At 32.8% G+C, this 23,906-nt stretch carries 24 protein-coding genes; all 24 read left to right on the top strand.

Annotation, left to right across the window (positions count from 1 at the left end; all coding sequences use genetic code 11):
- Position 1 precedes the first annotated feature (1 nt).
- The 24 genes from BLV68_RS07815 (at position 2) to infB (ending at position 23,906) form a co-directional block, all read left to right on the top strand.
- Positions 2–667, top strand: a complete 666-nt coding sequence (locus BLV68_RS07815) for a flagellar brake protein (protein WP_093752563.1) — start codon at positions 2–4, stop codon at positions 665–667.
- Positions 668–1,720, top strand: coding sequence for a protein-glutamate methylesterase/protein-glutamine glutaminase (locus BLV68_RS07810; protein WP_093752561.1), 1,053 nt, complete (start codon positions 668–670; stop codon positions 1,718–1,720).
- On the top strand, positions 1,720–3,717 hold the full coding sequence (locus tag BLV68_RS07805) for a chemotaxis protein CheA (RefSeq protein WP_093752559.1): 1,998 nt from the start codon (positions 1,720–1,722) through the stop codon (positions 3,715–3,717). The genes BLV68_RS07810 and BLV68_RS07805 overlap by 1 nt, the downstream gene beginning before the upstream one ends.
- Before the next feature lie 17 nt (positions 3,718–3,734).
- Complete coding sequence (locus tag BLV68_RS07800) at positions 3,735–4,166, top strand: chemotaxis protein CheW (protein WP_093752557.1); 432 nt, start codon at positions 3,735–3,737, stop codon at positions 4,164–4,166.
- Positions 4,167–4,179: 13 nt separating this feature from the next.
- A complete protein-coding gene (locus tag BLV68_RS07795) occupies positions 4,180–4,782 on the top strand; it encodes a chemotaxis protein CheC (protein WP_093752555.1) in 603 nt (200 codons plus the stop codon).
- A 1-nt stretch (position 4,783) separates the two neighbouring features.
- On the top strand, positions 4,784–5,266 hold the full coding sequence (locus BLV68_RS07790) for a chemotaxis protein CheD (protein WP_093752553.1): 483 nt from the start codon (positions 4,784–4,786) through the stop codon (positions 5,264–5,266).
- A gap of 24 nt (positions 5,267–5,290) precedes the next feature.
- Positions 5,291–6,037: a sigma-70 family RNA polymerase sigma factor gene (locus tag BLV68_RS07785; RefSeq protein ID WP_093752551.1), complete on the top strand. Its 747-nt coding sequence runs from the start codon at positions 5,291–5,293 to the stop codon at positions 6,035–6,037.
- A gap of 15 nt (positions 6,038–6,052) precedes the next feature.
- On the top strand, positions 6,053–7,462 hold the full coding sequence (locus BLV68_RS07780) for a DUF342 domain-containing protein (RefSeq protein WP_093752549.1): 1,410 nt from the start codon (positions 6,053–6,055) through the stop codon (positions 7,460–7,462).
- A gap of 5 nt (positions 7,463–7,467) precedes the next feature.
- Positions 7,468–7,779 carry a hypothetical protein gene (locus BLV68_RS07775; protein ID WP_093752547.1) on the top strand — a complete coding sequence of 104 codons (312 nt, stop codon included), beginning with the start codon at positions 7,468–7,470 and terminating at the stop codon, positions 7,777–7,779.
- A gap of 14 nt (positions 7,780–7,793) precedes the next feature.
- A complete protein-coding gene (locus tag BLV68_RS07770) occupies positions 7,794–8,252 on the top strand; it encodes a hypothetical protein (RefSeq protein ID WP_093752545.1) in 459 nt (152 codons plus the stop codon).
- A gap of 154 nt (positions 8,253–8,406) precedes the next feature.
- Entirely contained in the window at positions 8,407–9,114 is a 708-nt protein-coding gene (rpsB, locus tag BLV68_RS07765; protein WP_093752543.1) for a 30S ribosomal protein S2, read from the top strand.
- Positions 9,115–9,185: 71 nt separating this feature from the next.
- Complete coding sequence (tsf, locus tag BLV68_RS07760) at positions 9,186–9,833, top strand: translation elongation factor Ts (RefSeq protein ID WP_093752541.1); 648 nt, start codon at positions 9,186–9,188, stop codon at positions 9,831–9,833.
- 73 nt (positions 9,834–9,906) lie between these two features.
- On the top strand, positions 9,907–10,623 hold the full coding sequence (gene pyrH / locus BLV68_RS07755) for a UMP kinase (RefSeq protein WP_093752539.1): 717 nt from the start codon (positions 9,907–9,909) through the stop codon (positions 10,621–10,623).
- Between the two features lies 1 nt (position 10,624).
- A complete protein-coding gene (gene frr, locus BLV68_RS07750) occupies positions 10,625–11,182 on the top strand; it encodes a ribosome recycling factor (protein WP_093752537.1) in 558 nt (185 codons plus the stop codon).
- A 51-nt stretch (positions 11,183–11,233) separates the two neighbouring features.
- Complete coding sequence (locus BLV68_RS07745) at positions 11,234–11,977, top strand: isoprenyl transferase (protein WP_093752535.1); 744 nt, start codon at positions 11,234–11,236, stop codon at positions 11,975–11,977.
- A complete protein-coding gene (locus BLV68_RS07740) occupies positions 11,978–12,751 on the top strand; it encodes a phosphatidate cytidylyltransferase (RefSeq protein WP_093752533.1) in 774 nt (257 codons plus the stop codon).
- Positions 12,752–12,773: 22 nt separating this feature from the next.
- Positions 12,774–13,787, top strand: a complete 1,014-nt coding sequence (gene rseP / locus BLV68_RS07735; protein WP_093752531.1) for an RIP metalloprotease RseP — start codon at positions 12,774–12,776, stop codon at positions 13,785–13,787.
- Between the two features lie 4 nt (positions 13,788–13,791).
- Entirely contained in the window at positions 13,792–14,841 is a 1,050-nt protein-coding gene (ispG, locus tag BLV68_RS07730; RefSeq protein ID WP_093752529.1) for a flavodoxin-dependent (E)-4-hydroxy-3-methylbut-2-enyl-diphosphate synthase, read from the top strand.
- A gap of 21 nt (positions 14,842–14,862) precedes the next feature.
- Entirely contained in the window at positions 14,863–15,546 is a 684-nt protein-coding gene (locus BLV68_RS07725) for an MgtC/SapB family protein (RefSeq protein WP_093752527.1), read from the top strand.
- 6 nt (positions 15,547–15,552) lie between these two features.
- Entirely contained in the window at positions 15,553–19,830 is a 4,278-nt protein-coding gene (locus BLV68_RS07720; protein WP_093752525.1) for a PolC-type DNA polymerase III, read from the top strand.
- A gap of 173 nt (positions 19,831–20,003) precedes the next feature.
- Positions 20,004–20,468 (top strand): ribosome maturation factor RimP, encoded by a 465-nt coding sequence (rimP, locus tag BLV68_RS07715; RefSeq protein ID WP_093752523.1) that lies wholly within the window; start codon positions 20,004–20,006, stop codon positions 20,466–20,468.
- A gap of 14 nt (positions 20,469–20,482) precedes the next feature.
- Positions 20,483–21,532, top strand: coding sequence for a transcription termination factor NusA (gene nusA, locus BLV68_RS07710; protein ID WP_093752521.1), 1,050 nt, complete (start codon positions 20,483–20,485; stop codon positions 21,530–21,532).
- A 17-nt stretch (positions 21,533–21,549) separates the two neighbouring features.
- On the top strand, positions 21,550–21,831 hold the full coding sequence (gene rnpM / locus BLV68_RS07705; protein WP_093752519.1) for an RNase P modulator RnpM: 282 nt from the start codon (positions 21,550–21,552) through the stop codon (positions 21,829–21,831).
- 26 nt (positions 21,832–21,857) lie between these two features.
- Positions 21,858–23,906: a translation initiation factor IF-2 gene (gene infB / locus BLV68_RS07700; protein WP_093752517.1), complete on the top strand. Its 2,049-nt coding sequence runs from the start codon at positions 21,858–21,860 to the stop codon at positions 23,904–23,906.

Genomic DNA, 23,906 nt, shown 5'->3' with positions numbered 1-23,906 from the left:
CATGTACAATGAGAAGGATGAACTAATGATTGGCCATAAGATTAATATTGGCAGAGGTTCATCGAAGACTAAAAAGACTTATCCTAGCCAAATATTAGATATTTTAGATGACGACATTTTTGTAGTAAGTGGACCGATGTATAAAAGAGGTGTAGTTTTACTACATAAGGGTGAAATAATTGAGGTTAGCTATATGGTAGAGAATAAAGGAAAATATTACTTTAAAGCCAAAGTATTGGAAAGGTGTGATAAAAGGATTTATAAAATTAAATTGAAAAAGGTTTCAGATATTAAACGAGTACAACTAAGGAATTATTATCGATTTGATTTAGATTTGCCGGTTGAAAAAGATTTTGCTATCGAAATAGATGGCAAAAAAGAAGTAATTACTGAAAATTGTAGGACGAAAAATATTAGCGGTGGAGGGCTAAAGCTTTATTCTAATTTTCATCACAGAATTGGGGATAGAGTAGTTTGTAGTTTTTATATCAATAACCACAAAATTGTTATAAAGGGTGAAGTTGTAAGAATTGAGGAAGTTGATGTTTTTTATTATAAATACGGATTAGGCATTAAGTTTATTGGTTTAAAGGAAAAAGATAGGGACAGAATTATAAGGTTTATTTTTCAAAAAGAAAGAGAATTAAAGAAAAAAGGATTGATATAAGTGGTTAAGGTATTAATAGTAGACGATTCTTTGTTTGCTAGGAAAATATTAACTGATATATTGAATAGCGATAAAGATATAGAAGTAGTAGGAGTAGCCAAAAATGGAAAAGAAGCTTTAGAAAAAATCCCCATTTTAAAGCCCGATTTAGTAACCCTTGATGTAGTCATGCCCATTATGGATGGCATTGTTACGCTGGAAAGAATAGTGGATAAATATGATATACCGGTCATTATGGTTAGCGATCTAACACAAGAAGGTGCAACACTAACGTTAGAAGCGTTAGACAAGGGTGCAATTGATTTTATACCTAAGCCTAAAAATATATTTAGCTTAAATAATGAAACTATAAAAACTCAGATTATCGATAAAATTAAGATTTCGGCTCAATGCAATGTTCATGTTAAACCCGTTATAAAAGAACCTAAAAGTATTCCTGAAAGGGCTGCTTTAACAGGGAAAACATCTAAAGATGGTTTTGATTATATAATAGCCATAGGGAGTTCAACTGGGGGTCCTAAAGCTTTACAACAAGTTTTGCCATTAATACCTAAGAATATCAATGGATCAATAGTTGTAGTACAACATATGCCTCCCAAATTTACAAAATCCCTTGCTCAGAGATTGAATGAAATTTCAAGTATCAATATAAAAGAAGGAGAAGAAGGTGAAGTATTAAAGAGGGGTCATTGTTATATAGCACCTGGGGATTTTCATATGGAAGTAGTGAAAAGGGGCAGTGAGTATGTTATTAGATTAAACAAGGACAGTCCTATTAAAGGTTTAAGACCTTCAGTAGATGTGTTAATGGATTCAGTAGCCCGTTTAGATAGTATAAGAAAGATTGGTGTAATCTTGACAGGAATGGGGTCGGATGGTTCAAAAGGTATTGTGTCTATAAAGCAATCTAATGGTTTTACTATTGCACAAGATGAGAAGACCTCTGTAATATTTGGAATGCCTAAATCTGCTATTAATACTAATCATGTAGATAAAGTTGTACCATTAGATGAAATAGCTTATGAGATAACTAGGAAAGTGGAGGTGTTATGATGGATTTCGACATAAATCAATATATTAATTTATTCGTTGAAGAGGGAAAGGAACATTTGCAAAATATGAATGATGCACTATTAGCCTTAGAGAAGGACAGAAATAATGAGTCATTAGTAAATGAAATTTTTAGAATAGCCCATACTCTAAAGGGTATGGCAGGTACTATGGGATTTATCAACATGGCCAACTTAACCCATGAGATGGAAAATGTTTTGGATGGTATTAGAAATAAGCAAACAGTATTGTCAGAGGAAGTTATAGATATTATTTTTGAGTGTTTTGATGTCTTGGATAATTCGGTAAATCATATAGCTAAAACTGGCAAAGAAGAAGAGGAAAATTATAGCTTTCTTATTGGAAAGCTAAGAAATGTTTTAGATAAGAATGGGATTGAGGGTGATAATCTACCCAATGACAGGAAACAAGAAATTCATATTAATGAATACGTTACAAATATAATAAGTGCAGCTAAGGAAAAGGGATTAAGTGCCTATAACATAGAAATAGAATTGAGTCCTAGTTGTATGTTAAAATCTGCTAGAGCTTTTATTATAATTAATACTTTAGAATCAATGGGAGAAATAATATACTCTAATCCCGCTATTGAGGAAATTGAAGATGAAAAATTTGACTTAAGCTTTAGTTTAATCGTTATTTCTGAGGCAAGCGAAGAAAAGATAAAAGAAAGCTTGGAAAAAATATCAGAAATAGAAAACATTACCATCAACCATTTGGAGCAGGCATTTAAGGAACAATTGGAATATTTAGAAGAAGCAAGCACTCCTGGTTCCAATTTAAAAGATAGTTCTATAGATACAGAAAAATCTAAAGTTTTTGAAAGGCAAAGCAAGGTTGGAAAAACAGTTAGGGTTGACATAGATAGATTGGATAATTTAATGAATTTAGTAAGTGAATTAATAATTATTAAAACTAGGATGGATGATTTAAGCGGTATATCCAACAGGGAAAACATGACAGAGGCAATTGAGTATCTAGAAAGGATTACAACTAGTTTACATGATGCAGTAATGAAGGTGCGAATGGTACCCATTGAGAGAGTTTTTAATAGATTCCCTCGTATGGTAAGGGATTTATCAAAAGAATTGAATAAGGAAATAAATCTTCAAATGTTTGGTGAAGAAACTGAGGTAGACAGAACTGTAATAGATGAAATAGGGGATCCGTTAATTCATATTATACGAAATTCAATTGACCATGGGATTGAGACACCTGAGGAAAGGATAAGGTTAAACAAACCTAAGGAAGGAAATGTAATTTTAAAGGCTTATCCCGATGGTAATAGTGTTGTGATTGAAGTAATAGATGACGGAAAAGGAATTGATGTCCTTAAAGTAAAGAAAAAAGCTGTAGAAAAAAATCTTCTTACTGCTGAAGAAGCAGAGTTATTATCTGAAGATGATATATTATCTTTATTATTCCAACCAGGTTTTAGCACTTCTGATGAGATATCTGATATATCAGGACGAGGAGTAGGTCTTGATGTAGTGAAGAATAAAATCGAATCGATTAATGGCTCAGTTGAAGTAGAAACTCAAGAAAATGTAGGTACAAAGTTTATAATTAGAATACCATTGACTTTAGCAATTATACAAGCATTGCTTATTAAATTAAATGATGAAATATATGCTATACCATTAAGTTCTGTTACGGAAATAATCGATTTGCCTAGAAACAGCATTAGGAATGTTCAAGGACAGGATATTATCCTTTACAGAGGGAAAACCATCCCTATGGTTAGATTACATCAAATAATGGGATTGGAATTCAATAATTCGGATGAAGAATATTTGGTGGTAGTTGTAAGGAAGGGAGAAAAATTAGCTGCATTATTGGTGGATGATTTAATTGGTCAACAGGAAATTGTTATTAAGCCACTAGGCAAATATTTATCTAATATTAGATATATTTCTGGGGCAACTATATTAGGAAATGGGAACGTATCATTAATTTTGGATGTTAATTCTATGATTTAGGAATAGGAGGTGGCGTTATGTCTTCTAATATAGGCAGTAGGTATGTAGTATTTAAACTAAAAGAGGAATATTATGGAATACCAATAGAAAAAGTCATATCCATAGAAAAAATAGGAAGAATTACCCGAGTACCAAATGCACCTGATTATATTAATGGTGTCATCAATTTAAGAGGAGAGGTTATTCCTATTGTCAATTTAAGGAGAAAATTAGGGATAGATGAAAATGGTATAAATAAGAATTCAAGAATAATAGTAGTTAATGATGATGATATGGTTGTGGGGTTAATAGTGGACTTTTCTTCAGAGGTACTGGAGATAGATGGAGAAAGTATAGACAAGCCTCCTAAGATGGAAGATAATCAGCTATTAGATTATATCAGTGGAATTGGTAAAGTTCCAGATAGATTGGTTATACTATTGGATTTAGGGAAATTACTACTTAATTAAGGGAGAAGTAGGTATGGATATAGATAATTTAAACAATATGATGATAGATATCATGAAGGAAATTGGGAATATTGGTTCTGGCAATGCAGTAACTGCTTTAGCTAATATGTTGGATAAAAGGGTTGATATGACAGTTCCTAAAGTAAGGATTATGGAATTTAATGATGTAGCAGAAATACTAGGAGGAGAAGAAAATATAGTAGTAGGTATATATTTAGATTTAAATGTTGATATACATGGAAATATTATGTTCATATTGGATATGGAATCTGCCATTAATCTAACTAATATGCTTCTTAATAGGGAGGATAAGGAATTAGATGATATTGCTGTATCTGCCTTGTCTGAGATAGGCAATATATTAGCTTCTTCCTACGTCAATTCGTTAAGCGGTTTAACTGGGTTAAAGATAACCGTTTCTGTGCCTTCGTTAGCCATCGATATGGCAGGAGCAATTTTATCTGTTCCAGCTATTCAATTTGGCCTTGTAGCTGACCAAGTGCTTTTTATAGAAACCGTATTTAAAGAGGGAGAAAATTCCGTTCATGGGAATCTATTCTTATTACCAGATATAGATTCATTTGATAAAATACTTTCTAAATTAGGGGTTTTGTAAAATGAAAGCGATTAAAGTAGGTATGGCTGATTACAATGTAGTAAAGGCTCCTGGAATTTTAACAACGCTTGGTTTAGGATCTTGCGTAGGTATAGCTTTATATGACAAATACAATAAAATAGCTGGATTGGCACATGTTATGTTGCCATCTAGTAAAGAAATAAAAAATAACCAAAATAAGTCAAAATTTGTTGACACAGGTATTGAATTGCTTATAGAAAAGCTATTGAAGGAAGGAGCAAATATGGATAATTTAGTTGCAAAGATAGTTGGTGGTTCTCAGATGTTCTCCTTTAATGACAATAGTAGTATTTTAAGAATTGGGGAAAGGAATGTATTAGCTACAAGAGAGAAATTGAAGGAATTAAAGATTAGGATTTTGGCAGAAGATACTGGTGGAAACTATGGAAGAACTGTGGAATTGAATGCAGAAGATGGTTCTTTGCTAATAAAAACTATTGGTCATGGCATTAAAATAATCTGATTCCATAGGGAGGTTGTAGCTATTATGAAAAAAGATGAACTATGGAAAAGATATGCTAAGAACAGGGATAGAGCGACAAAGCAACAGCTAATAGAAACGTACATAGATCTAGTAAAAATAGTTGCTGGTAGAATGTATAATTTCTATGGAAGTAAGGTTGAGTATGAGGACCTAATTGGGTTTGGGATTATTGGTTTAATTGACAGCATAGAGCGATTTGATGTCAATAAGAATATAAAGTTTGAAACTTATGCTCAGATTAGGATTAAGGGAACCATCATAGACAATATAAGAAAACTTGACTGGATTCCAAGAAGTTTAAGGAAAAAATCAAAGGATATTCAAAATGCAATATTCCATCTTGAAAATAAGTTAGGAAGAAACCCAACTAACGAAGAGCTTTCAGAACATTTAGGTATACCTTTAGAGGAAGTGGAAGCTTGTCTTGCTGATATAACTAATTTCAATATGGCTTCTTTAGAAGATTTACTAATAAATAAGGGAGAGCAATATATAAAGGATAGTCAGAACCCAAATACCCCAGAAAGCATATTTGAAAAAAAGGAATTAATAGAAATACTAGGTAAGATAATCGATGAGTTACAGGAAAATGAGAAAATGGTTATTTCCCTTTACTATTACGAGGAATTAACTTATAAAGAAATAGGTCATATTATGGAACTGTCAGAATCAAGAATTTCTCAAATACACAGTAAAGCCATATTGAATATTAAAAATAAACTGATGAAATTAGGAATATATGAAAATTAAATAGGAGGCAGGAGCATGTATAAGATTTCTCCCAATATTATAATTGAAGTTTCTAGAGATGGACTGGAAGGCTATATTACGATAGTAGGCAAACCTCAGGATTATAGCGAAGAATTTACAGAAGGAATATATAGCGATGGAGAAATAGAAGGAATTATTGAAGAAGTGAAGAAGGTAATAAAAATTGGATTAGATGAAGATACATTGAAAAGGGCACTTTATGAAAGGTATTATAATACCAAGATATTAATCGCAGAAGGGTTCAAGCCAGTTAATGGAAAAGATGGGTACATAAAATATTTTTTTGATTTAGAAAAGAAAATTGCACCTAAAGTATTAGAAGATGGTACCGTCAATTATAGAGAATTAAATATAATAAATAATGTTAGTAAGGGAGACGTTTTGGCTGAATTAGTCCCACCTAAGGAAGGGAAAGATGGATTAAAGGTTACAGGTGAAACAATATCCTATAAAAAAGGAAAATCTCCCGTATTAAGATATGGGAAAAATGTTAGGTTGTTGGATAATGGAGTTACCCTTGTTGCAACGAAAGATGGACATGTAGAAATAAAGGGTGGGAAAATTGTAGTTTCAGATGTGTATGAAGTTGAAAATGTAGACAATACGGTAGGGAATATATATTTTAATGGTTCGGTTTTTGTTAAAGGCAATGTATATAATGGTTTTCAAATTAAAGCTGATGGAGATGTTGTTATAAACGGTTTAATTGAAGGGGCTTATGTGGAAAATGGGGGAGATGTAGTAGTTAAAAGAGGGATACAGGGACTTAACAAGTTAACTATCAAAACAGCAGGTCGAGTAACTACTAGGTTTATTGAAAATGCAATAATAAATTCTAAAATGACTATTACAGCAGAGGCCATTATGCATAGCCAAGTATTTACTAAAGAAGACATTACATTAATAGGTAAAAGAGGTCTCATTGTTGGAGGAGTTTGTAGGGCAGGAAAGAATATTCATGCTAAAACCATTGGATCCTCCATGGCTACTAAAACTATTTTGGAAGTAGGAACAGATCCTGAACTCAAGGATAAAAGCGAAAAATTGAAAAATGAAATTGAGCAATTGGAAGAGAATTTAGGAAAAATAATGAAATCATTGGAGTTAATGAATAAGTTGAAAAATATTAGATCGTTAAATAATGATCAAGCTGAAATGTACTCAAAACTCATTATGACTAAAGAGACATTGGAAGAAGATCTAAATAAACTGAAAGATGAATATGAGTTTATAAGAGTACAAATAGAAAGTATTTCGAGAGGAAAAATTAAAGTTGCAGATACTGTATATCCAGGAGTTAAGATTGTTATAGGTAATGGCACTATGACTGTTAGAGATGAGCTTAAAAGGTGTACTTTCTACAATGAAGGTGGAGAAATACGAATTGGTCCATATTGGGAGTGATTTTCATGTCCATTAGGTCCGTAGATTATGTTAACATAGTAACTAAATCTCAAGAAGTGTCGAAGATCAGACAAGTTGAACACGATAAGTTGCGAGTTCAAGTGGAACAGGGGATTGTACAACAGGAAAAGTTAAGGGAGACGAAAAGTAAAAGGGTATTAAATACAAATAAAAGTGAAGGTCTACGAATTGATGTTGATAAAAGAGATCAGTCTAGGGACAATTCTAGTGAAAGCAATAGAAAAAGAAAAAAAAGGGATAATAGTGGAACAGATAATAATAGTCAACTGGGCAATAAAGTAGATATTAAAATTTAGATGAGGATGATTAGATGGCTATTACATTGAATATATTAGGTATATTATTTATCTTAGCATCATTAATGGTTATCAACAGGACAGATAAAGGTGAAAAAGAGATTTATGAATCCATTGTATCAATGCATAGAGATGTAAAATATTATCATGGTATTATGGAGGATATTTTAACCAGCTTCGACGAGTTAATTGAAGAAAGCTTAGCTAAATTGGATAAGCTACAGTCTATAGATTATCAACAATTAGGACGTATAAAATCTAATGAAGTATGTGATATTCAGCTAGAAGAAAAGATGGCTAGAACCAATGATGGAGTAAAAATCCCTGATAAAAATGAAATTAGTTTCAGGGAATTGAGAAAAAAGATTCATCAATTAAATAGGGAAGGTTTATCCAAGGAAGAAATAGCTAAGACATTGAATAAAAGTGTCAGGGAAATTGAAGTGATATTAAAAATTTGGTCTGATATTTAATAAAAATATTAACTTGAAAATATTGATAAATAATTTCGTATATGTTATACTACTAACGTGATTACACACACTTTCTGATATTTGAAGTTGTGCCTTATAGGTCCTTTAAATAGATGAGGGAAGTGGAGGATTAAAACATGGAGGTGAATTAGATATGTCAGTTATTACAATGAAAAGTCTACTAGAAGCAGGAGTACACTTTGGACATCAAACTAGAAGATGGAATCCTAAGATGGCAGAGTACATTTTTACTGAAAGAAACGGAATTTATATCATCGACCTTCAAAAAACGGTTAAAATGGTTGAGATTGCATATGATTTCGTTAAAGAAGTAGCTGCCAATGGTGGAGAAATTCTTTTTGTTGGGACTAAAAAGCAAGCTCAGGAAGCTATTGAAACTGAAGCTAAAAGATGTGGCATGCATTACGTAAATCAAAGATGGCTTGGAGGAATGCTTACCAATTATAAAACCATCAGGAAGAGAATCGAGAGATTGCATGAATTAGGCAAAATGGAGGAAGAAGGGCTATTCGAAATATTGCCTAAGAAAGAAGTAATCCAATTGAAACATGAAAGAGAAAGACTTGAAAAGTTCTTAGGTGGTATAAAGAATATGGATAGAATTCCTGATGCTTTATTTGTTGTAGATCCTAGGAAGGAAAAGATTGCTGTAAACGAAGCAAAGATTTTAGGAATACCAGTTGTAGCAATAGTTGATACTAATTGTGATCCGGACGAAGTAGACTATGTAATTCCTGGAAACGACGATGCTATAAGAGCCGTTAAATTATTAACTGAAACTATGGCTAATGCTGTATTAGAGGGCAAACAGGGAGAACAAATAATAGATGTAGAAGAATAGGAAAGGGTAAGGGTTTAAAGGGTTATATTCCTTTACGCTCTTACCATTTTTAACAATAAAGGAGGGTTAGAATGAGTATAAGTGCTGCACAAGTAAAGGAACTAAGAGAGAGAACTGGAGCTGGAATGCTTGATTGTAAAAAAGCTTTAGAAGAGACTAATGGCGATATAGAAAAAGCTATAGTTTTATTAAGAGAAAAAGGATTGTCACAAGCTGCTAAAAAATCTGGAAGAATTGCAGCAGAAGGATTAATAGAAGCCTACATTCATGGTGGAAGAATAGGTGTTTTGATTGAAGTTAATTCGGAAACAGATTTTGTTGCAAAAACTGATGAATTTAAACAATTTGTAAAGGATATGGCTATGCAAGTAGCTGCATCAAGTCCTAAATATGTTAAGAAAGAAGATGTTCCTCAAGAAGAAATAGAAAAAGAAAGAGAAATACTAGTGCATCAAGCATTAAATGAAGGAAAACCAGAACATATAGCACAGAAAATAGTGGAAGGAAGACTAGAGAAGTTCTTCGAACAAGTATGTTTATTAGAACAGCCCTTCATTAGGGAGCCAAGCATGAAAGTTAAAGATTTATTAAATGAAAAAATAGCAAAGATAGGTGAAAACCTAGTAATTAGAAGATTTGTTCGATTTGAAGTTGGAGAAGGATTAGAAAAAAAAGAAGAGAACTTTGCCGAAGAAGTAGCAAAGCAATTAAAAATGTAATTAAATGGAGAACACTAGTTGTTCTCCATTTAAATAGGCAATCATTTTATTCATAAAATTTGGGAGGATATATATGGTAGAACCTGTTTACAAAAGAGTTGTACTAAAGTTAAGTGGAGAAGCACTGTCTGGTGGTAAAGGGTTTGGAATAGATATGGAAACTATCAATAGGATTTCTACAGAAATTAAGGAGTTAAGAAATCTTGGAGTAGAAGTAGCTATAGTAGTAGGTGGCGGGAATTTCTGGCGGGGTAGGTCTGCATCGAATATGGATAGAGCCACATCAGATTATATGGGTATGTTGGGTACAGTTATTAATGCACTTGCTCTTCAAGATGCTTTAGAAAATATTGGGGTCATTACAAGAGTGCAAACTGCCATTGAAATGAGACAAATTGCTGAACCATATATCAGAAGAAGAGCTATAAGACATTTGGAAAAAGGAAGAGTGGTTATTTTTGCAGCAGGCTCAGGCAATCCATATTTTTCTACTGACACAACTGCAGCTTTAAGAGCTGCTGAAATAGAAGCAGATGTTATATTATTAGCCAAAAAAGGGGTAGATGGCGTTTATGATTCTGACCCATATGTTAATGCTTCTGCTAAGAAGTTTGATGAATTGAGGTACATAGATATACTAAATATGGGTTTGGGAATTATGGACTCTACTGCAACATCTCTATGTATGGACAATGATATACCAATTATCGTATTTGGTATAGACAAACCAAATAACATAGTGGATGTGGTTTTGGGTAAAAAAATAGGCACTCATGTAAAGGAGGGGTAATATGTATTTAGACATTCATAAGGAATCTGAACAGAAAATGAAAAAAACCGTTGAAGTTTTCAAAGAAGAGCTAAAAAGTTTAAGAGCTGGAAGAGCTAATCCTGCATTATTAGACCAAATATCTATTGACTACTATGGAACTTTAACACCTCTAAAACAAGTAGCTAGCATTTCTGCTCCTGAACCTAGGTTGTTGGTGGTTCAACCATGGGACGCAAATCTTATACCGGTTATTGAAAAGGAAATACTCAAATCCGATCTAGGGTTAAACCCATCAAATGATGGTAAGCTAATAAGGCTTCCTATTCCATTGCTGACCGAAGAAAGAAGAAAAGAGTTAGTAAAGATTGTTAGGAAAAGTGCAGAAAATGCTAAGGTTTCCATAAGAAATATAAGAAGAGAAACAAATGATGCCATTAAAAAGATGGAAAAAGATAAGGAATTAAGTGAAGATGAACGGAAATTAGCAGAAAATGAGACCCAAAAGATTACAGATAAATATATTGAAGAAATCGATGAGCTTACGAGAAAAAAAGAGGAAGAGTTGTTAGAAATCTAAGCATTCCCCTTCTTGCAATAGAAGGGGTTTTTAATGATAGGAGGAATTTTCATGGAGAGGAACCCTGTTACAGAGCTTAGAGAAAAAATTGATATGGATAGATTGCCAAGTCATATTGCCATTATAATGGATGGTAATGGAAGATGGGCTAAAAAAAGACTTTTACCTAGGACAGCAGGCCATAGAGAGGGAATGAAAAGGGTAATTGATATAGTTCAAGTTGCCTCAGAATTAAATATAAAATATCTATCTCTCTATGCATTTTCAACGGAAAATTGGAAAAGACCAAAGGAAGAAATAGATGGATTGATGAAATTATTAGTTGAATATATAAGGATTGAATTAGACAGAATCCATAGGAATAACATTAAAATTCAAACCATGGGAGATTTATCAAAGATACCTGAGTTTGCTAGGAAGGAAATAAAAAGAGCAATAGATACTACCCAAAATAATACAAAAATGGTATTGAATATAGGGTTGAACTATGGTGGTAGAGATGAAATTATTCGGGGTATAAAGAGTTTGTTAGAAGATATTAGAATGGGTAAAATAAATATAGAAGAAGTGGATGAAGGTTCATTTAAGAATTACCTTTATACCAAAGATATTCCTGATCCAGATTTATTGATTAGACCAAGTGGTGAACTTAGAATTAGCAATTTCATGTTATATCAAATTGCTTATACCGAGTTCTGGTTTTCTGATATACTTTGGCCCGATTTTAAAGAAGAACATTTGTATATGGCAATAATTGATTATCAGAGAAGAAATAGAAGATTTGGAGGAATTTAGGTGAGAAATTTAATAATAAGAACTTTAAGTGGAACTGTATTAGTATTGCTAACCTTATCTATGCTCTATAAAGGTGGGTTTTATACATCCTTTTATATATTCATATTATCCCTTATTGGAATAAGAGAGTTTTATGCAGCTGTGAATAATAATGGTTTTAACCCTATCAAAGAGATAGGGTATATAAGTTGTATTGGTTTCCTTTTTAATTCATTAAATATTAAATGGATTACGTTGAAATCTATAAGTTTATTGATTATTATACCGACAATTTTTTCCCTTTATAGAAAGAAAGCCAATGTGAAAGATGTTATGATTACAATTCTTGGCATAATTTATATACCTTTTTTGTTTCAATATATTATACATTTAAGAGGAAGCTCTTATCTTTGGTTTGTTTTCATAATTGCATGGGGTACTGACACTTTTGCTTATTTAATAGGATTATTATTTGGAAAAACTAAATTATGTCCAAAGATTAGCCCAAAAAAGACTGTAGAAGGGGCCTTAGGAGGAATATTGGGTTCAATTTTTTTAACTATAATTTTTGTGAATTATTTTGATTTATCTTCAATGGGGAAATTTATATTGCTTTCTGTAATTGGGTCTGTTTTAGCTCAAATTGGAGATCTAACTGCTTCAAAAATTAAAAGGAAAACGGGCATAAAGGATTTTGGTTTTATTATGCCTGGTCATGGCGGTGTACTAGATAGATTTGATAGTATATTATTTATTGCACCATATGTATACTACATAGTTAATTATTTCATATAATGTTTAACAGGTGGTGATGTATATGGTAACGCTAGTAGCAGCAATTTTTGTATTTCTACTGGTAGTACTTTTTCATGAATTTGGTCATTTTATAATTGCAAAATTGGTTGGTATCAAGGTAAATGAGTTTTCAATTGGTATGGGGCCTAAAATTTTTCAAAGAGAAAAAAATGAAACAAAATACAGTATTAGGTTACTTCCTATTGGCGGATATGTGAGCATGGAAGGAGAAGATGAAAAGTCTAAAGACCCAAGAAGCTTTAATAATATGCCTGCCATATATAGGATTGCAGTAGTTGGAGCAGGAGCATTGATGAACTTTGTTTTGGCATTAATAGTTTTCTCCTTAGTTTCTTTTAGTGTAGGTATGCAAACAACTACAGTAGCAGAAACACTAGCTGGATCTCCAGCAGAAAAAGTGGGTATCAAAGCTGGAGATAAGATAGTCAGCATAAATGACGCAAAAATAAAAAACTGGGAATCCATAGTAAATGAAATAAGTAACTCTAGCCCAGATGAAGATATGACTATAGAAGTATTGCGTAATGGAGAAAGGATAGGTTTTGTTTTAAGACCGGAGATAAATAGTGAGAATAGGGTTTTGATAGGTATAACACCAGTTATTGATAAGGGATTGATTCCTGCTATAAAGGGTGGTATTCAAAAGACCATTTCAGCCCTTACACTTATGTTTGACTTCATTAAGATGGTATTTAAAGGGCAAGTAACCACTAAGGACCTGTCAGGTCCGGTAGGAGTAATATATACCATTGGAGAAGCTGCAAAATATGGAATTACAGACCTACTTTTTTTAACAGGTTTAATAAGTGTGAACCTAGGATTCTTCAACCTATTACCCATACCAGCTTTAGATGGAAGTAGAATAGTTATTTTATTCCTTGAAATAATAAGAGGAAAAGCTATTGATCCTGAAAAGGAAGGCTTTATACATTTTGTTGGATTTATAGCCTTGATTTTATTGATGCTAACTATTACCTATTCTGATATAACTAGAATAAATATGCTTAGAAGGTGATTATGTGGAAAGAAAAAAGACAAAAAAGATTATGGTTGGAGATGTTGCCATTGGAGGGGATAGTCCAATAACCGTCCAGTCTATGACCAATACTATCACAAAAGATATCAATGCAACTATTAAACAGATTAAGGAGTTGGAGGAAGCAGGTTGTAATATAATAAGATCTGCTATAACTGATTCTGATGATGCTAAAGCTATAAGAGAGATTAAAAAACATATAAATATTCCATTCATTGCAGATATTCAATATGATTATAGATTAGCAATTGAGGCTGTTAAAAATGGAGCTGATTGTTTAAGGATAAATCCAGGCAACATAGGCTCTGATATAAAAGTAAAAGAGGTAATAAGTGCTTGCAAAGAAAGAAAGATACCTATTCGCATAGGGGTTAATTCAGGCTCTATAAAGCAAGAATACTTAAATAAATACAATGGCGTCAACGCCAATTCTATGGTGGAAAGTGCCCTTGAACATGTAAGAATATTAGAAAGAATGGGCTATGACGAGATGAAAATATCTTTAAAGGCAAGTAATGTTCTTCTTACCATAGAAGCATATAAAAAAATATCTAAAATGGTTGATTATCCTCTGCATCTTGGAGTAACAGAAGCTGGACCTGTTTGGAATGGCACTATAAAATCAGCTATAGGTATGGGTAGCCTTCTTTCAATGGGGATTGGGGATACTATAAGGGTTTCACTAACTGGTTATCCTGTCGAAGAAGTAAGAGTAGGACGTGAGATTCTACGGTCCTTAGGCCTATTGCAAGAAGGGGTAGATATAATATCGTGTCCAACTTGTGGCAGAACAAGGATAGACCTTATTGAGCTGGTAAAAGAAGCTGAAGAAAGATTTAAGTTCATAAAGAAACCCTTAAAGGTTGCCATTATGGGATGTGCAGTAAATGGGCCAGGAGAAGCTAAAGAAGCTGATATAGGAATTGCAGGAGGAAAAGGTGAAGGTTTAATATTTAAAAAAGGAAAAGTTTACAGAAAGGTAAAAGAAGAGCTTTTATTGGATGAGTTGTTAAAGGAAATTGAGGACCTTTAATTCAATGTAAAGGGTGTTAATATGCTAGATAACAAACAGGTAGTAATTAGAATGTTGTTATCCATTTTATTGTCTGGCTTTATAGGCATTGATAGAGAGAGTACAAAAAAGCCTGCCGGTTTAAGAACTCATATTTTAGTTTCTTTAGGCTCTACATTAATTATGTTGTTGTCCATATACATGAATACCTATTATCATGATACTCCTAGCTATTATTCAGATAGGATTGCAGCACAAGTGATAAGTGGTATTGGTTTTTTAGGAGCTGGAACTATACTAAGAAGGGATACTGGGGCTGTAACTGGATTGACTACTGCTGCAAGTTTATGGGTAGTGGCTGCTATAGGCTTAGCTGTTGGAGCTGGTTTTTATATTGGTGCAATAATAGCCACTTTATTAGTAATGGTTACCCTTATGTCCTTTCATAGGTTTGGAAGAGGTTTACAGAGAAGATTTGTTCCATTTATTTCGTTAAGTATTTTGACAACAGATAAGCCAGGGCAAATTGGAAAAATAGGAAAGATTTTAGGAGAGTATGATTCTAGCATATTTAATATAGAAATTGAACATAAAGATGATAGATTAGTGAGAATAAACATAGATACAAGAATAAAAGATTCTAATATAAAATATGAAATACTTAATTCCCTTGCAAGTATAGATGGAATATTAGAAGTCTCCGAGGGCATTAAAAAGGGGGAATAGCTTAAAATGAGCAAGTCCAGTATACGATTGGCAGAAGTGTTGAAGAAGAATAACATACCAATAGATAGTGAACTAGATTCAATAATTATTGATAAGGTAAAAATAAACAGGGATTTAAATTTAGTTGAGATATTATTAATTTCTAATAACATTGTGGAAGAGAAAATTTTGGATAATATAACTTGTTTATTTAAAGAGAAGTTTGATGGGTTGCAGGTATCTCTTAAAATTGAGTATAAAATAGATAAAAAAAATGATGAAGTAATGGAAAAGTTTTGGAGTAATATATTATACTTAGTTGAAAAAGATCTACCCTCTAGTCGATCTTGGATTGACCAATTAGAATACAAAATAAATGATGAATCTATTATTATATATCCTTTAAATGGGGTAATAAGTTTTGCATTAATAAATAATGGGATAGATAATAAGATAAGGGATAAATTTAGAGAAGAACTCAAGTTAGATATTAATGTAATAATTGATGATTCCAAAATAGAGAATAATGGTGATAAGATAATAGAAAAAACCATTGATGAGGAGAAAAAGATTTCTATTGAAACTTTAAATAGCATTAATGAAAATAAAGATAAAAAAATAAAGAATGAAAAACCTGTTTCTAACGGGAATTATGTATTCGGGAGAAAAATTGATGATGAAATAATAAAAATTAAGGACATTACGTTGAATAGTGGAACTGCAGCAATATGTGGGGAGATATTTCAGCTAGAATATAAGGAAATTCGTGAGAATAGAATACTTGTTACATTTAATATTACAGACTTAACGGATTCTTTAACTGTAAAAGCCTTTTTAAATGATAAGCAATTTGAGGATTTTAAAGCCAATATCAAAAATGGACTGCATGTGAAAGCAATGGGCGATGTAGCATATGATAGCTATTCTAAATATCTAGTGTTAATGCTTAAAGCATTAAACCTTGTGGAGAAAGAAGAGAGAATGGATTTAGCTGAAGAAAAAAGAGTAGAATTGCATTTACATACTCAAATGAGCGCCATGGATGGAATTAGTAGTTTTAAAAAATTAGCTAAAAGGGCAAAAAAATGGGGTCATACTGCCATTGCTATTACCGATCATGGAGTCGTTCAAGGGTTTCCAGAAGCCATGGAGGCTAGCAGAGAATTAGGGATTAAAGTTTTGTATGGAGTAGAGGGATATTTAGTAAATGATAAAAAGCCCATAGTTTCCAATTACAGTAGAGAAAAAGTATACGATAGTTTTGTAGTATTTGATATTGAAACTACAGGTTTATCTTCAAGAAATGATATGATAACGGAAATAGGTGCCGTTAAAATTAAAAATGGGCAGATAGTTGATCGATTTAGTCAGCTGATAAATCCTGAAGTACCTATTCCCAGTAAAATTACAAATCTAACTGGGATTACTGATGAAATGGTAAAGGATAAACCTACCATAAAAGAGGTATTGCCTAGATTTTATGCTTTTATTGAGAATTCAGTCTTGGTTGCTCATAATGCTTCCTTCGATGTTTCCTTTATTAAAGAACAGTGTGCAAGATTAAACTTAACTTTTGATAACCCCATTTTTGATACATTGGAATTGTCAAGGGCATTATTTCCTGAGCTTAAAAGTCATAAACTTAATTTAGTAGCTAAACATTTAAATGTAAGCTTATTAAATCATCATAGGGCAGTAGATGATGCAAAAGCTACTGCAGAGATATTTATCAAATGTATGGAGATTTTAAAAAGTAGTGGGATTAATGGATTTGATGCGATCAACAGGCTAGTAGAGGGCAAGAATATTTCAAAAAATGAATCCTTTCATATTATCATATTGGTTAAGAATCTAACTGGCTTAAAGAATTTATACAAGTTAATATCTGAATCCCATTTAAATTATTTTTATAGGAGACCGAGAATACCTAAATTTTTACTCAAAACCTATAGGGAAGGGTTAATTTTAGGAAGTGCATGTGAAGCGGGTGAACTGTATAGAGCCATCATTAATAATAAAGACACAAATGAGTTAAAAGAGATAGTTGATTTTTACGATTACTTAGAAATTCAACCCATTGGTAATAATATGCATTTAGTTAGAAATGGTCTTGTGAAAGGAGTAGAAGAGTTAATTAGTATAAATAAAAAAATTGTAGAATTAGGGGAAAAATATAATAAGCCTGTAGTAGCTACGGGAGATGTGCATTTTTTAGACCCGGAGGATGAAGTTTTCCGAAGAATTTTAATGCATGGACAAGGGTACGATGATGCAGACTTTCAACCTCCTTTATATTTAAAAACTACTGATGAAATGTTAAAGGAGTTCGAATATTTAGGCAGTGAAAAAGCCAAGGAAGTAGTTGTTAAAAACCCAAATTTAATTGCTGATATGATAGATGAAATAGACCCCATTCCTAAAGGCACTTTTCCTCCTGTAATAGAAGGAAGTGATGAGGAATTAAGAAGGATAACCTATAAAAGGGCTATAGAAATCTATGGTAACCCATTGCCAAAGATAGTTAGGGATCGATTAGATAGGGAGTTAAATTCCATAATATCCAATGGATATGCAGTTATGTATATTATAGCACAAAAATTGGTATGGAAATCCTTGGAAGATGGTTACCTAGTAGGTTCAAGAGGTTCAGTAGGTTCTTCTTTTGTTGCTACCATGAGTGGAATTACTGAAGTTAATCCATTGGTACCCCATTATGTATGTCCTAATTGTAAATATAGCGAATTTATAGAAGATGGTTCAGTAGGTTCGGGAGTTGATTTACCTGATAAGGATTGTCCTGTATGTGGTACTAAATTGTTTAAGGATGGGCACGATATTCCCTTTGAGGTCTTTTTAGGCTTTGAGGGAGATAAAGAGCCAGATATAGATTTAAACTTTGCTGGAGAATATCAAGCCACTGCTCATAAATATACAGAAGAGCTATTTGGTGAAGGTTATGTTTTTAGAGCAGGAACTATTGGCACTATTGCAGATAAAACAGCATATGGTTTTGTAAAAAAATACTTTGAAGAAAAAGGATCAAATGTCCATCCTGCTGAAATAAATAGATTAGTACAAGGCTGTACTGGAGTGAAGCGTACATCGGGTCAACATCCTGGCGGGGTAATGATAGTACCAAGGAATAAAGAAATTTATGATTTTACTCCTATACAATATCCAGCTGATGATAAAAACTCTGGAGTAATAACAACCCATTTCGACTATCATTCTATAAGCGGTAGGATACTTAAATTGGATATTCTTGGACATGATGTTCCTACTATAATAAGGATGTTAGAAGAGATAACTGGAGTTAATCCAAGGAAAATTCCTTTAGATGATAGATTGACTATGGAACTTTTCACTAGTTCAAAACCTTTAAATATTAAAGATGAAAGTGTTAAATTAGAAGTTGGAACCTTGGGGATTCCTGAATTTGGTACTAAGTTTGTCAGGCAGATGTTAATTGATACAAGGCCTACTACGTTTGCTGAACTTGTTAGAATAAGCGGCTTATCTCATGGAACCGATGTTTGGTTAAATAATGCTCAGGATTTAGTTAGAAGTGGCATTGCTACTTTAAAGGAAGTAATTTCTACTAGAGACGATATTATGCTTTATTTAATCTATTCTGGCTTAGATAAAAAGAGGGCTTTCAAAATAATGGAGAATGTAAGAAAAGGTAAAGGTTTAACTCCAGAAGATGTAGAATATATGAGGAGTTTTAATATCCCAGAATGGTATATTGAATCCTGTAATAAGATCAAATATATGTTTCCTAAAGCTCATGCTGTGGCTTATGTAATGATGTCTTTTAGAATAGCTTATTTTAAAGTTCACTATCCCGAAGCTTTTTATGCTACCTATTTTACGACTAAAGCGCAAGATTTTGATGCAGAACTAGTATTAAAAGGCAAGGAAGCAGTGGCTGAAAAAATCAGAGAATTGGATAGTTTATCTAATCAAATGACAGCTAAGGAAAAGAATTTACTTACCGTTTTAGAAGTAGTTCAAGAAATGTATGCGAGAGGTTATAATTTTGAAAATGTAGATCTATATAAATCACATAGCAATCGTTTTTTAATAGGAGAAAAAGGAATAATTCCTCCTCTAGTAAGTTTAGAAGGAATTGGAGATACTGCAGCAAAGAGCATTGTAAAGGAAAGAGAAAATGGAGAATTTATGTCTATAGAAGACTTAGTTTCTAGAACTAAGGTAAGCAAGACAGTTGTGGAAGCCCTTAAAGCTCATGGTTGTTTAAATAATTTGCCTGAAAGCAACCAAATTAGCCTTTTTAATATTTGATTTTATTTCATATTATGTTATAATATTATTGACCAATATCAGAAGACAATAATGACTTTGATTGCTAATAGAGTGGGCTGACCCACTCTTATTTGTTTAATTTCTAATAGAGAACGATAGTATATTTATTTTGGTATTACAAAAAATAGGAATGATTTTGTGGAGGTGAGAATATGAGCAGAAAAAACATTATAAAAACTGTCAGAGAACACTGTGAACCCATTATTGAAGAATTAGGATACGATTTGGTAGATTTAGAATATGTAAAAGAAAATGGTAGAAACTTTTTGAGGTTTTACATAGGAAAACCCGAGGGTATAAGTATTGATGACTGTCAGAAGGTAAGCGAAGTGATTAGTGATAAATTGGATGAAATAGATCCTATTGAGAGCAGCTACTATTTGGAAGTTTCTTCCCCAGGCCTAGATAGACCATTAAAAACTGACAAAGACTTAAAGCGCAATATTGGTAGGAATGTAGAGATAAGTCTCTATAAAAACATTGATGGGAGGAAAAAGTTCTACGGTATATTATTAGGTTATACTGAAACTCATATAACAATAGAAGAGGAAAATGGAATTGAAAGAAATATTGAAAGAGAAGCTATTTCAAATATAAAATTGACTGTTGAATTTTAAGGGAGGTTTAATTAATGAATGCAGAGTTTATTGATGCCCTTGTGGAGATTGAAAAGGAAAAAGGGATCTCCAAAGACATCATTTTTGATGCTTTAGAGTCTGCTCTTATATCAAGTTATAAGAAGAACTTTGGATCATCTCAAAATGTTGAAGTGACAATTGATAGGAATACTGGAGAAGTTAAGGTATTTGCTAAAAAAACAGTAGTTGAAGAATTGGAAAATGAAACATTGGAGATTAGCTTAGAAGATGCTAAGGCAATTAATGAAAAATATCAGATTGGCGATGTGGTTAAAATAGAAGTGACCCCAAGAAATTTTGGAAGGATTGCTGCTCAGACTGCAAAACAGGTAGTAATACAAAGAATTAAGGATGCGGAAAGAGATGTTATATATGAAGAATTTATAAATAGAGAAAATGAAATAATAACTGGGATGGTACAGAGAATCAGTAAGAATAACGTATATATCGATTTAGGAAGGACTGAAGGGGTACTACTTCCCACAGAACAAATTGAGGGAGAAGTGTACAATCAAGGGGATAGGCTAAAATTATATATACTAGAAGTTAAGAAGACTACTAAAGGACCACAAATAATACTTTCTAGGTCCCATCCTGGATTGGTAAAAAGACTTTTTGAGTTGGAAGTCCCTGAAATCCACGAAGGCATCGTAGAGATATACGCCATATCAAGAGAAGCAGGTTCAAGGACTAAAATAGCGGTCTACTCAAAAGACCCTAATGTAGACCCTGTAGGGGCATGTGTTGGGTTTAAAGGTAGCAGGGTTAAAGCAATAGTTGAAGAATTAAACGGTGAGAAAATAGATATTATAGTTTGGAGTAAAAATATTGAGGAATTTATTGCTAATAGCTTAAGTCCCTCTAAAGTCCTAAAAGTAGAAATCAATGAAAGAGAGAAATCTGCATTGATTGTAGTTCCAGACTATCAGCTATCCTTGGCTATTGGCAAAGAAGGACAAAATGCTAGATTGGCTGCTAAGCTTACTAATTGGAAAATAGACATTAAAAGTGAAAGTCAATATAATGAAGAAACGAGATCTTGATATAAAGGGGTGGTAATTTGAGAAAGAAAAAAATACCATTGAGGAAATGCGTTGCTTGTAATGAAAATAAGCCAAAAAGAGAAATGATTAGGATTGTAAAGAATAAAGAAGGAGTTGTGGATGTAGATTTAACTGGTAGGATGAATGGCAGAGGTGCTTATATTTGTTATAATGTGGATTGTTTAAGTAAATCCAAAAAAGGTAAGAAATTGGATAGAGCTTTAGAAATAACAATACCCGAAGATGTTTATTCTAAAATAATGGAAGTAATAGAAGAAGCGTCAGAAGCTGATAAATAATGGTTATAGATTATCACCTATAATAAATGGGGGTGCATAGTTTGGTTAAGATAAGAGTTTATGAATTGGCAAAGGAACTTGGAATGACTAGTAAAGATTTAATGCAAAAGCTAAAAGATTTAGATATTAATATTAGCAGCCATATGAGTTCAATAGAAAATGAAGAAGCAGAGATGATAAAAGAGCTTTTTGAAGAGGAAAAGGAATCAAAAGTCAAAGACAGTAAACCAAGCAAGAAAAAGAGTAAGAAAAAAGTGAATAAAGAAAATAAGGGTAAAAAAGCTGAAGTAATACCACAAAAAGAGAAAGAAGAGAAAGAGGAAATTATAGAAATAGATGATACGATTATAGTAAAGGATTTGGCAGACAAAATGGGATTAAGTGTTACCCAGGTAATTAGCAAGTTGATTGGATTAGGTGTTATGGCAAACCAGAACCAATCCATCGATTTTGATACTGCTAGTATTGTTGGAGACGAGTTTGGATTTAAAATTGTTAAGAGCAATATAGAAGATGAAACGAGTATGGTAGAGGAGTTCCGTTTAGATTTTGAAGATGATCCAGAGGATTTAAAACCAAGACCACCTGTAGTTACAGTTATGGGACATGTAGACCATGGCAAAACTTCGTTATTAGATGCAATTAGAAAGACTTCAGTAACTTCACAAGAAGCAGGTGGGATAACACAACATATAGGGGCTTCAACGGTAAATATAGATGGTAATAAAATTGTTTTTTTGGATACACCAGGGCATGAAGCTTTCACTTCTATGAGAGCTAGAGGTGCACAAGTTACAGATATAGCAATTTTAGTCGTAGCAGCTGATGATGGAGTAATGCCTCAAACAGTAGAAGCTATAAACCATGCTAAAGCTGCGAATGTACCTATAATAGTAGCGGTTAACAAAATTGATAAACCTACAGCTAACGTGGATAGAATTAAACAAGAATTGGTAGAGCATGGATTGGTTCCAGAAGAGTGGGGAGGAGATACAATTTGTGTACCCGTTTCAGCATTGAAAAAAGAGGGTATAGATGAATTACTTGAGATGATTCTTTTAGTAGCAGAAATGCAGGAATTAAAAGCCAATCCAAATAGAAATGCTGTAGGGACTGTTATTGAAGCCCAGTTAGATAAGGGAAGGGGTCCAGTTGCAACAGTATTAGTGCAAAAGGGTACATTAAAAGTAGGGGATATGGTGGTATCTGGAAGTGCATATGGAAGAGTTAGAGCAATGTTTGATGATAAAGGAAAGAGGGTTAAAAAAGCAGGTCCATCCATGCCAGTTGCCATATTGGGATTATCGGAAGTGCCTTTATCTGGTGACTTGTTATATGCAGCTGATGATGAGAAAACTGTTAAAGAATATGCTGAAAGAAACAAAGAGCTTGCACGGGAAGAACAACTGAAGTCTTCACAAAAGGTATCTTTAGATGACCTGTTTGAAAGAATTCAATTAGGAGAAATAAAAGATTTAAATATAATTATAAAAACTGATGTTAGAGGAACAATAGATGCTATAAGACAATCATTAGAAAAATTGGAAACTGATGAGGTAAAGATCAATATAATTCATGGAGGGGTTGGAGGTATTACTGAAAGCGATATAATGTTAGCTTCAGCATCAAATGCTATTATCATTGGATTTAACGTTAGACCCACATTGAATGCTCTAGATATAGCAAAAAGAGAGAAGGTAGATGTAAGAACATATAGAGTTATTTACGATGCAATAGAGGACATAAAATCGGCTATTAAAGGGATGTTAGAGCCTCAGTACGAAGAGGAAGTTATAGGCAGAGCTGAAATAAGAGCAGTATTTAAGGTGCCAAATGTAGGGAATGTAGCAGGAATCTACGTACAGCAAGGCAAAATTACAAGAAGTAGCAGCATTCGTCTATTGAGAAATGATGTAGTAGTTTATGAAGGAAAAGTTTCATCTTTAAAACGATTTAAAGACGACGTTAGGGAGATAAGCTCAGGTTATGAGGGTGGCTTAGGATTAGAAAATTACAATGATATAAAAGAAGGTGACATTTTAGAAGCCTATATAATGAAAGAAGTGGAAAGATAA

The sequence above is a fragment of the Tepidimicrobium xylanilyticum genome, assembly GCF_900106765.1.
Classification (GTDB): Bacteria; Bacillota; Clostridia; order Tissierellales; family Tepidimicrobiaceae; genus Tepidimicrobium; species Tepidimicrobium xylanilyticum.
This window is presented reverse-complemented; position numbering and strand designations above follow the sequence as displayed.

Coding starts and splice junctions, on each gene's coding strand:
- BLV68_RS07720 (WP_093752525.1), top strand. CDS start 15,553: ATGAGCAAGTCCAGTATACGATTGGCAGAAGTGTTGAAGAAGAATAAC.
- BLV68_RS07775 (WP_093752547.1), top strand. CDS start 7,468: ATGTCCATTAGGTCCGTAGATTATGTTAACATAGTAACTAAATCTCAA.
- BLV68_RS07795 (WP_093752555.1), top strand. CDS start 4,180: ATGGATATAGATAATTTAAACAATATGATGATAGATATCATGAAGGAA.
- BLV68_RS07805 (WP_093752559.1), top strand. CDS start 1,720: ATGGATTTCGACATAAATCAATATATTAATTTATTCGTTGAAGAGGGA.
- frr (WP_093752537.1), top strand. CDS start 10,625: ATGTATTTAGACATTCATAAGGAATCTGAACAGAAAATGAAAAAAACC.
- BLV68_RS07785 (WP_093752551.1), top strand. CDS start 5,291: ATGAAAAAAGATGAACTATGGAAAAGATATGCTAAGAACAGGGATAGA.
- BLV68_RS07790 (WP_093752553.1), top strand. CDS start 4,784: ATGAAAGCGATTAAAGTAGGTATGGCTGATTACAATGTAGTAAAGGCT.
- pyrH (WP_093752539.1), top strand. CDS start 9,907: ATGGTAGAACCTGTTTACAAAAGAGTTGTACTAAAGTTAAGTGGAGAA.
- rseP (WP_093752531.1), top strand. CDS start 12,774: ATGGTAACGCTAGTAGCAGCAATTTTTGTATTTCTACTGGTAGTACTT.
- tsf (WP_093752541.1), top strand. CDS start 9,186: ATGAGTATAAGTGCTGCACAAGTAAAGGAACTAAGAGAGAGAACTGGA.
- BLV68_RS07725 (WP_093752527.1), top strand. CDS start 14,863: ATGCTAGATAACAAACAGGTAGTAATTAGAATGTTGTTATCCATTTTA.
- BLV68_RS07770 (WP_093752545.1), top strand. CDS start 7,794: ATGGCTATTACATTGAATATATTAGGTATATTATTTATCTTAGCATCA.
- BLV68_RS07745 (WP_093752535.1), top strand. CDS start 11,234: ATGGAGAGGAACCCTGTTACAGAGCTTAGAGAAAAAATTGATATGGAT.
- rimP (WP_093752523.1), top strand. CDS start 20,004: ATGAGCAGAAAAAACATTATAAAAACTGTCAGAGAACACTGTGAACCC.
- BLV68_RS07780 (WP_093752549.1), top strand. CDS start 6,053: ATGTATAAGATTTCTCCCAATATTATAATTGAAGTTTCTAGAGATGGA.
- BLV68_RS07800 (WP_093752557.1), top strand. CDS start 3,735: ATGTCTTCTAATATAGGCAGTAGGTATGTAGTATTTAAACTAAAAGAG.
- infB (WP_093752517.1), top strand. CDS start 21,858: ATGGGGGTGCATAGTTTGGTTAAGATAAGAGTTTATGAATTGGCAAAG.
- BLV68_RS07815 (WP_093752563.1), top strand. CDS start 2: ATGTACAATGAGAAGGATGAACTAATGATTGGCCATAAGATTAATATT.
- rpsB (WP_093752543.1), top strand. CDS start 8,407: ATGTCAGTTATTACAATGAAAAGTCTACTAGAAGCAGGAGTACACTTT.
- nusA (WP_093752521.1), top strand. CDS start 20,483: ATGAATGCAGAGTTTATTGATGCCCTTGTGGAGATTGAAAAGGAAAAA.